7 protein-coding genes are annotated in these 14,332 nt (G+C 64.2%); all 7 read right to left on the reverse strand.

Annotation, left to right across the window (positions count from 1 at the left end):
• Positions 1-278: 278 nt before the first annotated feature.
• The 7 genes from rpoC to ACQR1E_RS05215 all read right to left on the reverse strand — a co-directional run bounded on the left by rpoC (position 279) and on the right by ACQR1E_RS05215 (position 14,237).
• Positions 279-4,478, reverse strand: coding sequence for a DNA-directed RNA polymerase subunit beta' (rpoC, locus tag ACQR1E_RS05185; protein WP_316185887.1), 4,200 nt, complete (start codon positions 4,476-4,478; stop codon positions 279-281).
• A gap of 131 nt (positions 4,479-4,609) precedes the next feature.
• Positions 4,610-8,728 carry a DNA-directed RNA polymerase subunit beta gene (rpoB, locus tag ACQR1E_RS05190; protein ID WP_315714569.1) on the reverse strand — a complete coding sequence of 1,373 codons (4,119 nt, stop codon included), beginning with the start codon at positions 8,726-8,728 and terminating at the stop codon, positions 4,610-4,612.
• A gap of 548 nt (positions 8,729-9,276) precedes the next feature.
• Positions 9,277-9,654, reverse strand: a complete 378-nt coding sequence (rplL, locus tag ACQR1E_RS05195; protein ID WP_172108050.1) for a 50S ribosomal protein L7/L12 — start codon at positions 9,652-9,654, stop codon at positions 9,277-9,279.
• 60 nt (positions 9,655-9,714) lie between these two features.
• Positions 9,715-10,233 carry a 50S ribosomal protein L10 gene (gene rplJ, locus ACQR1E_RS05200; protein WP_008963452.1) on the reverse strand — a complete coding sequence of 173 codons (519 nt, stop codon included), beginning with the start codon at positions 10,231-10,233 and terminating at the stop codon, positions 9,715-9,717.
• Between the two features lie 712 nt (positions 10,234-10,945).
• Complete coding sequence (locus ACQR1E_RS05205; RefSeq protein ID WP_315749613.1) at positions 10,946-11,593, reverse strand: Isoquinoline 1-oxidoreductase subunit; 648 nt, start codon at positions 11,591-11,593, stop codon at positions 10,946-10,948.
• On the reverse strand, positions 11,590-13,770 hold the full coding sequence (locus ACQR1E_RS05210; protein ID WP_434896748.1) for a molybdopterin cofactor-binding domain-containing protein: 2,181 nt from the start codon (positions 13,768-13,770) through the stop codon (positions 11,590-11,592). The genes ACQR1E_RS05205 and ACQR1E_RS05210 overlap by 4 nt, the downstream gene beginning before the upstream one ends.
• 2 nt (positions 13,771-13,772) lie before the next feature.
• On the reverse strand, positions 13,773-14,237 hold the full coding sequence (locus tag ACQR1E_RS05215; protein WP_434896749.1) for a (2Fe-2S)-binding protein: 465 nt from the start codon (positions 14,235-14,237) through the stop codon (positions 13,773-13,775).
• Positions 14,238-14,332: the final 95 nt, after the last annotated feature.

Below are 14,332 nucleotides of genomic sequence, written 5' to 3' on the forward strand. Positions count from 1 at the left end.
CACCCTCGGGGCTCGATCGGCCATAGCGTAACCGGCCCGCAAAAGATTTGCGCCGGAGCAAATCGGCGCATCGCCACGGGAATCGACGGAAATCAGCTCAGCGGATCTGATGCTTCCAAAAGCGCCTCTGTCCCTGAAGGGAAGATGAACAACGGGGCAGCAGCGCGGCAACAGGAGAAGAAAATGTCAAAAAAAGGCCGGCAAACGCCGGCCTTTTCTACGCGTGATGAACGCACGGCAGACCCCGACACCGTCGGGGTCATGCCGCAACCGTCCGTTTACTCCGCCGGCGGCAGCGCGAGCGGCTGAGGCTCGGGCTGCGCCGGCACGATCGCCGCCTGCTTCTCGCGCTCGTCGAGAATCAGCTTGTCGCGCTTCAAGGCGACTTCGCGGATGCGGGCCATCGAGGCGCCGGTGCCGGCCGGGATCAGACGTCCTACGATGACGTTCTCCTTGAGACCCTCGAGTGGATCGATCTTGCCGTTGACCGCCGCCTCGGTGAGGACGCGGGTGGTCTCCTGGAACGAGGCCGCCGAGAAGAACGACCGGGTCTGCAGGCTCGCCTTGGTGATGCCGAGCAGAACCGGAGTGCCTGTGGCCGGCTTCTTCGCCTCCTCCACGGCCTTCGCGTTCAGCAGGTCGAACTCGATCTTGTCGACCTGTTCGCCCGAGATCATGTCGGTATCGCCCTGGTCGGTGATCTCCACCTTCTGCAGCATCTGGCGGACAATCACCTCGATGTGCTTGTCGTTGATGAGCACGCCCTGCAGCCGGTAGACCTCCTGGATCTCGTTGACCAGGTAGGCCGCGAGCTCCTCGATGCCCTTGATCGCCAGGATGTCGTGCGGCGCCGGGTTGCCTTCGACGATGAAGTCGCCCTTCTCGACGATGTCGCCATCCTGCAGATGGATGTGCTTGCCCTTCGGGATCAGGTACTCGCGCGGCTCCTCGGTCTTGTCGACCGGCTCGATCGAGATGCGACGCTTGTTCTTGTAGTCGCGACCGAACCGGATGGTGCCGGCGATCTCGGCGATGATCGCGGCATCCTTCGGCTTGCGCGCTTCGAACAGCTCCGCCACCCGCGGCAGACCGCCGGTGATGTCGCGCGTCTTGGCGCTTTCCGTCGAGATACGCGCGAGGATGTCGCCCGGCTTCACCGTCGAGCCGACGTCGACCGACAGAATCGCGTCGACCGACAGCATGTAGCGGGCATCGCCGCCGCGGGCGAGCTTGAGCACCTTGCCGTCCTTGCCCTTGATCACGATGGCCGGACGCAGATCCGCGCCACCGCGCGTTCCACGCCAGTCGATGACCACGCGCTTGGCAATACCGGTGGACTCGTCGAGCGTTTCCGAGATCGACAGACCCTCGGTCAGATCCTCGAACCCGATCGTACCCTCGGCTTCCGTGAGGATCGGACGGGTGTAAGGGTCCCACTCGGCGATGCGCTGGCCGCGCTTGATCATGTCGCCGTCGTCGACATGCATGCGCGCGCCGTACTGGATGCGGTGCGTCGCACGCTCGGTGCCGTCGGGGTCGACGATCGTCACGACCATGTTGCGGACCATCGCGATCAGATGACCCTCGCTGTTGCGGGCGATCGCCTTGTTCTTGATGACCACCTTGCCTTCGAAGTTCGATTCCACGAAGGACTGCTCGTTCAGCTGCGCCGCACCACCGATGTGGAAAGTGCGCATCGTCAGCTGGGTGCCGGGCTCACCGATCGACTGCGCGGCGATGACGCCGACGGCCTCACCGTGGTTGACCGGCGTGCCGCGCGCCAGATCGCGGCCGTAGCACATCTTGCAGATGCCGTTGACCAGCTCGCAGGTCAGCGCCGAGCGGATCTTCACCTCCTGCACGCCAGCCTGCTGGATGGCGTCGATGTGGCTCTCCTCCATCAAGGTGCCGGCCTTGACGAGCACCGCGTTGGTCGCGGGATCGCGCACGTCGTCGCAGGGCACGCGGCCCAGGATGCGCGAGCCGAGCGAGGCCACGACCGTGCCGGCATCGACGATGGCGCGCATCTTGATGCCGAGATGGGTGCCGCAATCGTCCTGCGTGATGATGCAGTCCTGCGCGACGTCGACCAGACGACGGGTCAGGTAGCCCGAGTTCGCGGTCTTCAACGCGGTGTCCGCGAGACCCTTGCGGGCGCCGTGGGTCGAGTTGAAGTACTCGAGAACCGAGAGACCTTCCTTGAAGTTCGAGATGATCGGCGTCTCGATGATCTCACCCGACGGCTTGGCCATCAGGCCGCGCATGCCGGCGAGCTGACGCATCTGGGCCGGCGAACCGCGGGCACCGGAATGCGACATCATGTAGATCGAGTTGATGTCGGCATCCGCCCCCGTCGCCGTCTTCTTGGTGACGGAGATCTCCTTCATCATCTCCTTGGCGATCTCTTCGCTGGCCTTCGACCAGGCGTCGACGACCTTGTTGTACTTCTCGCCGTGGGTGATCAGACCGTCATTGTATTGCTGCTCGAAATCCTTCGCCAGCGTACGGGTGGTGTCGACGATCTTCCACTTGCCCGCCGGCACGACCATGTCGTCCTTGCCGAACGAAATGCCCGCCTTGAAGGCGTTGTAGAAGCCGAGCGCCATGATGCGGTCGCAGAAGATCACCGTCTCCTTCTGGCCGCAGTGACGATAGACCTGATCGATCACGCCCGAGATCTCGCGCTTGGTCATCAGCTTGTTGATGACCTCGAACGTGACGCGCGGATGCTTCGGCAGGAGATGGCCGAGCATGACGCGGCCCGCGGTGGTTTCGATCCAGCGCTTGGCGATCTTGCCGGTCTCGTCCATGCCCTCCCAGCGATACTTGATCTTGCTGTGGAGATGGATGGCCTTGGCGTGCAGCGCATGCTCGAGCTCGGCCATGTTGCCGAACGCCATGCCCTGGCCGGGCATGCCCTCGCGCATGATCGAGACGTAGTAGAGGCCGAGCACGATGTCCTGCGACGGCACGATGATCGGCTGACCGTTGGCCGGATGCAGGATGTTGTTGGTCGACATCATCAGGACGCGCGCTTCCAGCTGCGCTTCGAGCGACAGCGGAACGTGCACGGCCATCTGGTCGCCATCGAAGTCGGCGTTGAAGGCCGAGCAGACCAGCGGATGCAGCTGGATCGCCTTGCCCTCGATCAGCACCGGCTCGAACGCCTGGATGCCGAGGCGATGCAGCGTCGGCGCGCGGTTCAGGAGCACCGGATGCTCGCGGATGACCTCGTCCAGGATGTCCCAGACCTCCGGACGCTCCTTCTCGACCAGCTTCTTGGCCTGCTTGACCGTCGTCGACAGGCCCTTGGCGTCGAGCCGCGAATAGATGAACGGCTTGAACAGCTCGAGCGCCATCTTCTTCGGCAGGCCGCACTGGTGCAGGCGCAGCTCGGGACCGACCACGATGACCGAACGGCCGGAGTAGTCGACGCGCTTGCCGAGCAGGTTCTGACGGAAGCGACCCTGCTTGCCCTTGAGCATGTCGGCGAGCGACTTCAGCGGACGCTTGTTGGCGCCGGTGATGACGCGGCCGCGGCGGCCGTTGTCAAACAGCGCATCCACCGCCTCCTGAAGCATGCGCTTCTCGTTGCGGATGATGATGTCGGGCGCGCGCAGCTCCATCAGCCGCTTCAGGCGGTTGTTGCGGTTGATGACGCGGCGATAGAGGTCGTTGAGGTCGGAGGTCGCGAAACGGCCGCCGTCGAGCGGCACCAGCGGGCGGAGGTCCGGCGGGATCACCGGAACCACGGTCATGATCATCCATTCCGGTTTGTTGCCGGAGTGGCGGAACGCCTCGACGATCTTCAGGCGCTTCGCGAGCTTCTTGTGCTTGATGTCGGAGTCGGTCTCCTGCATCTCCGCACGCAGCGTCTGCTCGAGCTTCTCCAGCTCGAGGCCGCGCAAGAGCTCACGGATGGCCTCGGCGCCGATCATGGCGGTGAAGCTGTCCTGGCCGTATTCGTCCTGCGCCTTGAGGTACTCGTCCTCGGACAGCAGCTGACGGTCCTTGAGCGCGGTCAGACCCGGCTCGAGAACGACGTAATATTCGAAGTACAGGATCCGCTCGAGATCCTTCAGCGTCATGTCGAGCAGCAGGCCGATGCGCGAGGGCAGCGACTTCAGGAACCAGATGTGCGCGACGGGAGCGGCGAGCTCGATATGGCCCATGCGCTCGCGCCGGACGCGCGACAGGGTCACCTCCACCGAGCACTTCTCGCAGATGATGCCCTTGTACTTCATCCGCTTGTACTTGCCGCACAGGCACTCGTAGTCCTTGATCGGCCCGAAGATGCGGGCGCAGAACAGGCCGTCGCGCTCGGGCTTGAAGGTACGGTAGTTGATCGTTTCCGGCTTCTTGATCTCGCCATAGGACCAGGACAGAATCTTCTCCGGAGACGCAATCGAGATCCGGATCTGGTCGAAGACCTGAGCCGGCGTCGTCGGATTGAAGAGATTCATAATTTCTTGGTTCATCGTATTCTCCTCGCGGGCCGATCGGGGGTCGGCCGCAAATTCGAAAATCTCTCAACGGGCGCCTTGTCCTGACCCGCGGGGGAAGGCGCCGGCACCCGGCCGTCCGAGACGGCCGGGCATGACCTCTTGAACTACTCGGCGGCTTCCGACGTCGGCGCCGGTCCGAGCTTGGAGTTGTGCAGGTCGACGTTGAGGCCGAGCGAGCGCATTTCCTTGACCAGCACGTTGAACGATTCCGGAATACCGGCCTCGAACGTGTCGTCGCCGCGCACGATCGCCTCGTAGACCTTGGTGCGGCCGGCGACGTCGTCCGACTTCACCGTCAGCATCTCCTGCAGCGTGTAGGCCGCGCCGTAGGCTTCGAGCGCCCACACCTCCATTTCGCCGAAACGCTGGCCGCCGAACTGGGCCTTGCCGCCCAGCGGCTGCTGGGTGACCAGCGAGTACGGGCCGATCGAACGCGCATGGATCTTGTCGTCGACCAGATGGTGCAGCTTCAGCATGTAGATGTAGCCGACCGTCACCTTGCGATCGAACGCATCGCCGGTGCGGCCGTCATAGACCGTCGACTGACCGGATGCGTCGAGGCCGGCGAGCTTCAACATCTCCTCGATGTCGGCCTCCTTGGCGCCGTCGAACACCGGCGTGGCGATCGGCACGCCGCGGCTCAGATTGTGACCAAGCTCGATCAACTCGTTGTCGTTGAGCGACTTGATGGTCTCGTCATCGCCGTAGATCCGCTTCAAGGTCTCCTTCAGCGGCTTGACGTCCTGCTTCGACAGGTAGGCATCGACCGTCTGGGCGATGCGCTTGCCGAGGCCGGCGCAGGCCCAGCCGAGATGGGTCTCGAGGATCTGCCCGACGTTCATGCGCGAGGGCACGCCGAGCGGGTTCAGCACGATGTCCGCATGGGTGCCGTCCTCGAGGAACGGCATATCCTCGATCGGCACGATCTTGGACACGACGCCCTTGTTGCCGTGACGGCCCGCCATCTTGTCGCCCGGCTGGATCTTGCGCTTCACGGCGACGAAGACCTTGACCATCTTCATCACGCCGGGCGGCAGCTCGTCGCCACGCTGCAGCTTCTCGACCTTGTCGAGGAAGCGCTGTTCCAGCCCCTTCTTCGACTCGTCGTACTGCTTCCGCATGGCCTCGATCTCGGCCATCAGCTTGTCGTTCGGCGAGGCGAACAGCCACCACTGCGACTTCGGATACTCGTCGAGCACCGCACGCGTGATCTTGGTATCCTTCTTGAAGCCCTTCGGCCCCGAGATGCCCTGGCGGCCGTCCAGCATGTCGGCGAGACGGCTGTAGACGTTGCGGTCCAGGATCGCCTGCTCGTCGTCACGGTCCTTGGCCAGACGCTCGATCTCTTCCCGCTCGATCGCCAGCGCACGCTCGTCCTTGTCGACGCCGTGACGGTTGAAGACGCGGACCTCGACGATTGTGCCCTGCACGCCCGGCGGCACCCGCAGCGAGGTGTCGCGAACGTCGGAGGCCTTCTCGCCGAAGATGGCGCGCAAGAGCTTTTCTTCCGGCGTCATCGGGCTCTCGCCCTTCGGCGTGATCTTGCCGACCAGGATGTCGCCGGCGCGCACCTCCGCGCCGATATAGACGATGCCGGCTTCGTCGAGGTTCTTCAGCGCCTCTTCCGACACGTTCGGAATGTCGCGCGTGATTTCCTCCGGACCCAGCTTGGTGTCGCGGGCCATCACCTCGAATTCCTCGATGTGGATCGAGGTGAAGACGTCCTCCTTCACGATCCGCTCGGAGAGCAGGATGGAGTCCTCGAAGTTGTAGCCGTTCCACGGCATGAACGCGACCAGCACGTTGCGGCCGAGCGCGAGCTCGCCGAGATCGGTCGACGGACCGTCAGCGATGATGTCGCCCTTCTTGACGATGTCGCCGACCTTCACCAGCGGACGCTGGTTGATGCAGGTCGACTGGTTCGAGCGCTGGTACTTCATCAGCCGGTAGATATCGACGCCCGACTTGGTCGGATCGAGATCTTCCGTGGCGCGGATGACGACGCGGGTGGCGTCGATCTGGTCGATCACGCCCGAGCGGCGCGCCGCGATCGCGGCGCCCGAGTCACGGGCAACCACGCCTTCCATGCCGGTGCCGACGAACGGCGCCTCGGCGCGAACCAGCGGCACCGCCTGGCGCTGCATGTTCGAGCCCATCAGCGCGCGGTTGGCGTCGTCGTTCTCGAGGAACGGGATCAAGGCCGCGGCAACCGAAACCAGCTGCTTCGGCGACACGTCCATGTAGTCGACCTTGTCGGGCGTCATCGGCACGACTTCGCCGGCATGACGGCAGACCACGAGGTCCTCGGTGAAGCGGCCCTTGGCATCGAGCGGCACGTTGGCCTGCGCGACGCGGTAGCGCCCCTCCTCCATGGCGGACAGATACACTACCTCGTCGGTGACGCGGCCGTCCTTGACCTTGCGGTACGGCGTCTCGACGAAGCCATACTTGTTGACGCGGGCGAACGTCGCCAGCGAATTGATCAGGCCGATGTTCGGACCTTCCGGCGTCTCGATCGGGCAGATGCGGCCGTAATGCGTCGGATGCACGTCGCGCACCTCGAAGCCGGCGCGCTCGCGCGTCAGACCGCCCGGTCCGAGCGCCGACAGGCGGCGCTTGTGGGTGATCTCCGACAGCGGGTTGGTCTGGTCCATGAACTGCGACAGCTGCGACGAGCCGAAGAACTCGCGCACCGCGGCGGCGGCCGGCTTGGCGTTGATCAGGTCCTGCGGCATCACGGTGTCGATGTCGACGCTCGACATGCGCTCCTTGATGGCGCGCTCCATGCGCAAGAGACCGATGCGGTACTGGTTCTCCATCAGCTCGCCCACCGAGCGGACGCGGCGATTGCCGAGATGGTCGATGTCGTCGATCTCGCCCTTGCCGTCGCGCAGGTCGACCAGGGTCTTGATGACCGCCAGGATGTCTTCCTTGCGCAGAGTGCGCTGGGTGTCCGGCGCATCGAGCTCGAGGCGCATGTTCATCTTGACGCGGCCGACCGCGGAGAGGTCGTAGCGCTCGGCATCGAAGAACAGCGACTGGAACATCGCCTGCGCCGAATCGAGCGTCGGCGGCTCGCCCGGACGCATCACGCGGTAGATGTCGAACAGCGCGTCCTCACGCGTCATGTTCTTGTCGGCCGACAGCGTGTTGCGGATGTAGGGGCCGACATTGACGTGGTCGATGTCGAGCAGCGGCAGGTCCTTGTAGCCCTGCTCGTTCAGCACCTTGAACAGCTTGTCGGTGATCTCCTCGCCGGCCTCGGCATAGATCTCGCCGGTCTTCGGATTGACGAGATCCTCGGCGATGTAGTTGCCGAGCAGCTCCTCGTCCGACATGCGCAGCGCCTTCAGCCCCTTCTCCTGGAGCTGGCGGGCGGCGCGAACGGTGAGCTTCTTGCCGGCCTCGAGCACGACCTTGCCGGTGTCGGCGTCGATCAGGTCGTTGACGGTCGAATAGCCGCGGAAGCGGTTGGCGTCGAACGGAACGCGCCAGCCTTCCTTGATGCGCTTGTAGATCAGCTTCTTGTAGAAGGTCGACAGGATCTGCTCGCCATCGAGACCGAGCGCGAACATCAGCGACGTCACCGGCAGCTTGCGGCGACGGTCGATGCGCGCGAACACGATGTCCTTGGCGTCGAACTCGATGTCGAGCCAGGAGCCGCGATACGGGATGACGCGGGCGGCGAACAGCAGCTTGCCCGACGAGTGGGTCTTGCCCTTGTCGTGGTCGAAGAACACGCCCGGCGAACGGTGCATCTGCGAGACGATGACGCGCTCGGTGCCGTTGACGATGAAGGTGCCGTTCATGGTCATGAGCGGAATGTCGCCCATGTACACGTCCTGCTCCTTGATGTCCTTGACCGACTTCGCGCCGGTCTCCTCGTCGATATCGAACACGATGAGGCGCAAGGTCACCTTGAGCGGCGCAGCGAAGGTCATGCCGCGCTGACGGCACTCGTCGACGTCATATTTCGGCGGCTCGAACTCGTAGCGGACGAACTCCAGCATCGAGGTGCCGGAGAAGTCGGAGATCGGGAATACCGAGCGGAACACCGCCTGCAGGCCCTCATCCGGCCGGCCACCCGTGGGCTCGTCCACCATCAGGAACTGGTCGTAGGACGCCTTCTGAACCTCGATGAGGTTCGGCATCTCCGCGACTTCCTTGATGTGTCCAAAGAACTTGCGAACGCGTTTGCGACCGGTGAATGTCTGCTGCGCCATCGTGGCCTCTCATTTCGTCGCCCGGAGGGGCGAACCTTCCGAAACAGCGGCTGCCACCGCCCCTTCGGGTTGAATTTCGATCCATTTCGAGGATCTGAGGCCCAGAGCCGGAACGGAAATGTCCCAGATCTGTTCTTCAGACCAGCAAAACGCAAAACGACGCGCGAGGCGCGAGGACGCACCCGCTCGTCACAACCATCTCGTCACGGACTGCAAAAGCCCGAAATTGCCTATCTCCCAACGGCTTACGGACGGAGACGCCACTCCACCGATCAACCGGCTTTTCGTGCTGCCGACCCAATATGGGTTGACAATAATCGAGATTCGAGAGCGAAGCCCCTAAATCTCCACACTTTTCCGTGTTCGGCCCACAACGGACGGTTCCGTTGCACGCCTTTTGCAGTGATTCCGAGCCGCGCCCAATACCCCTGCAAAACTCCTTGTCCACATGATGACCGGGCGATGTTACCACCCGATCATCATAATCTGTCGAAAGCCCCCGACCTGCCCATGGCAGCCCAGGGACTTCGTTCGCGCAATCGAAGCGATTACTTGAGCTCGATCTTGGCGCCGGCCTTCTCGAGCTGAGCCTTGATCTTCTCGGCCTCGTCCTTGTTGACGCCTTCCTTGACCGGCTTCGGAGCACCCTCGACCAGGTCCTTGGCTTCCTTCAGGCCCAGGCCGGTGATGGCACGGACTTCCTTGATGACCTCGATCTTCTTGTCGCCGGCCGAAGCCAGGACAACGGTGAACTCGGTCTTCTCTTCCGCCGGAGCGGCAGCGGCGCCACCAGCGCCCGGAGCGGCGACGGCCACGGCGGCCGCGGCGGACACGCCCCACTTCTCTTCCAAGAGCTTCGCGAGCTCAGCAGCCTCGAGAACGGTGAGGGCCGAGAGGTCGTCGACGATCTTCTGCAGGTCAGCCATTGATGTAGTCCTTTAGTGTGGTTCGGTTCGAAACCAGGTTGTGAGTGTTTGCGAAGGGCGTCAGGCCGCTTCGCCCTTTGAGGCATGAGCCTGAATGACGCGCGCGACCTTGGCCGCGGGAGCGTTGGCGAGCTGGGCCAGCTTGGTCGCCGGAGCCTGGATCAGGCCGACGAGCTTGCCGCGCAGTTCGTCCAGCGACGGCAGCGAGGCCAGAGCCTTCACGCTGTCGACATTCAGGACGGTTGAGCCCATCGAGCCGCCGAGAATGACGAACTTTTCGTTCGCCTTGGCGAATTCGATGGCAACCTTGGGCGCCGCGACAGGATCGTTCGAAGTTGCGATCACGGTCGGCCCCTTCAACAGGGGACCGATGCCGACGACGTCCGTGCCTTCAAGAGCAATTTTGGCGAGACGGTTCTTCGAGACCTTCACCGACGCACCAGCCTGCTTCATCTGCTTGCGCAGGTTCTGCATCTGAGCCACGGTGAGGCCGGAATAGTGAGCGACGACGGCAACGCCCGTGGTCTTGAAGACCTCGTGCAGCTGCTCGACCGCCTCTTTTTTTGCCGCTCGTTCCACAGCAAGCTCTCTCCGGTTGGCGGCCTTCGCCCGAAAGCGGGACCGCCGGGTTGCACCCGCCATCCCACCAAACCTGACCTCCGGACGGAAGAACCCGAGGACACGAAAGGCAAAACGGCGATGAATAGCCTGCCCTTCCGAAAGCCCTGAGAGCCCGCGGAGTGTCGAGGTTCGAACCAAACCTGCATGCCACCACGACAAAGGCAGTGGACATGCCGAAATCCGGTCTTCACCCGTCTATGCAGGCTGGATGATTAAGCCATTGAGGAAACTGGATTTCCGCGCCGGCGCCTGCAGTCTCGGACAGGATTCGGAGTGATCGGCGAACCGACCTCCCCTGCGGCATTCGAGAGCAGAAAGATCCTTCTTCCTTCCGAGAAATCCAAACGGATATCCTCAAAAGGAATGCTGGCTCCTCTCAACTTTCGGAATGCGCGCACAGGCGCGCCAGCAACAGCCGGCCCGCCTGGAAGCCGGTTCTTTAACGGGTCCATTGCGACTTGCCAAGACCCCAAGAGCAAAAATCGCACCAGTTGGGCCATGCCGTGGAGCCGGGTGGGAGCCCCGTCGCCCGGATGAGCGGCAGCCGGCGCGCGGGACGCGCGTCGGCGATAGCGACATGCGGGGTCTCACGTGCTCTGCCGGAAAACCCGGATGTCGCTGCGCTCATCAGGGCCGAGGGGCATTGCACGCGCAGGGGCGCAATCCCGCCTCAGCCCTTCGGACAGGCCGCTCCGGCGTCGGCCCAGGCCTTGATCAGCTCGCCGAACTGCTTCTGGGTTCCCGGGGCCGGGGTCCGCCCAGCTCCCGGATTCCAGCCCCAGCCGACCAGCTCATCCTCAGCCATATGGTGAATCAGCTGCGCCATGGTCTTGCCGCCGTTGCGATTTGGATCCTTGATCTGTGCGCAGATCTGGCCGAGCGACTTGCCCTGCCAAGCCATCTCGATCGGGGCCAGCTGCCACTTGGGATTACCGGGCACGCGCGCCGCGTCGAAATTGGCCTCGTGGTGGCAGGTCGTGCAGGCGAGCCCGCCGGGGGCACCCATGCCGGCCTCGCCGCGGACCACCAGCGGCTGATGCGGAATCATCCTGTCGGTCTGGGTCGGCCGGTCGCCGGCCGGGTGGCAGTTCATGCATCGCGGTGACTGCAGCACCTTGCCGGCCTCTTCGAACAGCGCCACGGCGCGCTCGTCCTTGCTCTTGATCCTGGCGAAGTCCGCCACCGGCTTGAGCCCGCCGGCGACGTGCGTGGCCTCGGGCGCCGCATCGGCGCGCCGCAGTGCCGGCAGGGCTACGATCGCAACCGCAGCCAGGCTGCCAGCGAGCAGCGCCATCGTCGCCGTTCTGAACAGGCTCATGCGGTGTCTCCCGGCCGGATCGGCAGTTGGGTCGGGCGCGGCAGACCCAGCCTGGCCATGGCGTTGGCGACGGCAGGTCCCAGCGGCGGCACGCCAGGCTCGCCGACTCCCGAGGGTTTCTCGGTCGACGGCACGATCGCAACCTCGATCTGCGGCATCTCGTGGATGCGCAGCGAGCGGTAGGTGTCGAAATTGCCCGACACCGGTCGTCCCTCGTCGAGCGGCTGCTGCGCATAGAGGATGTGGCCGAGCGCAAAGCCGATGCCGCCCTCCATCTGGGCGCGGATGATGTCGGGATTGACTGCGACGCCGCAGTCGACCGCGCACCACACCTTGTGCACGACCGGTCCGTCGGCCCCCATCGACAGCTCGACCACCTGGGCGACGTAGGTGTTGAAGCTCTCGACCACGGCAACGCCGCGGGCGCGGCCCGCCTCGAGCTTGGCGCCCTTCCAGTCCGCGAGCTCGGCGACCGCCTTGAGCACACCGGCGTGACGCGGCTTGTCGGCCATCATCGCCAGTCGTCCCTCCACAGGATCCTGGCCGGCGGCTTCGAGCAACTGATCGACGAACGCCTCGACGGCGTAGCCAGTATGGGTGTGGCCGACCGAGCGCCACCACAGCACGGGCACGCCGACATCGACCTGATGCAGGTCGCAGCGGAAATTCGGCACCTGGTAAGGGATCTCGTTGGAGCCCTCATAGGCCGTCGAATCGAGGCCGTTCTTCATGGTCATCGCCTCAAACGGCGAGCCCTTCATGATCGACTGCCCGACGATCGTATCCGACCACGCCACGATCTTGCCGTCGCGGACCACACCGCGCATTCGGTGCAGGCTGAACGGTCGGTAGTAACCGCCGCGCATGTCATCCTCGCGGGTCCACACCAGCTTGACCGGACGTCCCGGCCCGATCGCCTTGGCGACCTGCGCCAGCTCCATGGCGACGTGGGTCGACTGCTGCGCCCGCCGGCCGAAGCTGCCGCCGGCGAGAATCGTCTTGAGATCGACCTTGGCGATGTCGAGCCCAAGCACCTGCGCGATCACGGCGTGATCAGGCGTCGGAAACTGGCTGCCATAGCGCGCCGAGGCGGTATCGCCCTTCCAGTGAATGAAGGCGTTGATTGGCTCCATCGGCGCATGGGCCAGATAGGGAAAGACGAACTCGGTCTCGATCAGCTTGCCGCCCTTGGCGATCTCGGCGTCAACGTCGCCCTCCTGCTTCACCAGGGCGCCCTGCTTCTTCGCACGGGCGCGAAACTCCTCCAGCAGTTGCGCCGTGCCGCGCGTCTCCGCCTTGCTGTCGTCCCAGGTGATATTGAGTAGGTCACGTGCCGTCTTCGCCGGCCAGAACCCCTCGGCATAGACGGCTACACCGTTCGGCACCTCCTTGACGTCGACCACTCCCGGCACGGCCTTGGCCGCCGACGCGTCGAACGACGCCACCGTGCCGCCGAACCGCGGCGAGCGCGCCACCAGAACGGTCAACGTCCCCGGATCCTTGATGTCGAGCGTGTACTCGGCCGAGCCGTTCGACTTCGCCACGCTGTCGAGCCGGGTCACCGCGCCTTCCTTGCCAATCAGCTTGAAGGCGGAGGGATCCTTGAGCTGCGGGTTCGCCGGCACCGGCTGCTGCATCGCCTTGGCGGCCAGCGCGCCGAAGCCGCTCTGCTTGCCGGACGGATGCTTGATGAGGCCCTTCTCGACCGTGATCTCCTCGGCCGGGACCTTCCATTCGTCGGCGGCCGCGGCCACCAGCATCGCGCGCGCGGCGGCGCCGACCTTGCGCATCTGCTCGTAGGAATTGGCGATTGCGCTGGAGCCGCCGGTACCCTGCACCCCGAACAGCAGGTTTTTGTAGAGCACCGGATTCGAGGGCGCATGATCGGCGCGCATCTGCGACCAATCGGCATCGAGCTCCTCAGCCACCAGCGTGGCCATGCCGGTGAACGGGCCCTGCCCGAACTCGATGTGCTTGCAGAGAACGGTGACAGTGTCGTCCTGGCCGATCACAAGGAACGTGTTGGGCGCAATGTTGACGGACTTCGCCGCGTCTTGCGCGTAAGCGACACCATTGCGGGCGACATAGGTGGCGAGCGCCAGCCCCGCTCCCGCCTTCAGCAGCGAGCGGCGGGACAATGTCGGAGCGGACGTGGCGGGCTTCATATGCACATTCATGATCAGCCCTCCAACGTCTTGGCTGCGGTATGGATGGCAGCGCGGATGCGCACATAGGTGGCGCAGCGGCAGATGTTGCCGTTCATCGCGAGATCGATGTCCTGATCGGTCGGCTTGGGATTAAGGCCGAGCAGCGCGACCGCGCTCATGATCTGGCCGGACTGGCAGTAGCCGCATTGGGGCACGTCGAGTGCCGCCCAGGCCTTCTGCACGGCCGCACCTTCCTTGCCGCTCAGCCCTTCGATGGTGGTGATCTCGCTCTTGCCCACCGCCGACACCGGCAGCGAGCAGGAGCGAACGCTCTGGCCGTCGAGATGCACGGTGCAGGCACCGCACTGCGCCACGCCGCATCCGTATTTGGTGCCGGTCAGCCCGGCATTGTCCCGGATCGCCCATAACAAGGGCGTATTCGGGTCGACGTCGATCTGATGCTCGCGTCCGTTGATCTTGAGGGTGAACGCCGCCATGCCGCTCTCCTGAATTGCAGGAGAGGAACTTAGAAGCGTTTGAAAATCACTCGCAATTCACAGAGGCGTGCAGTGCATCAGAATATTTCTGCACC

It is taken from the genome of Bradyrhizobium sp. HKCCYLRH1030 (genome assembly GCF_051168395.1).
GTDB lineage: Bacteria > Pseudomonadota > Alphaproteobacteria > Rhizobiales > Xanthobacteraceae > Bradyrhizobium.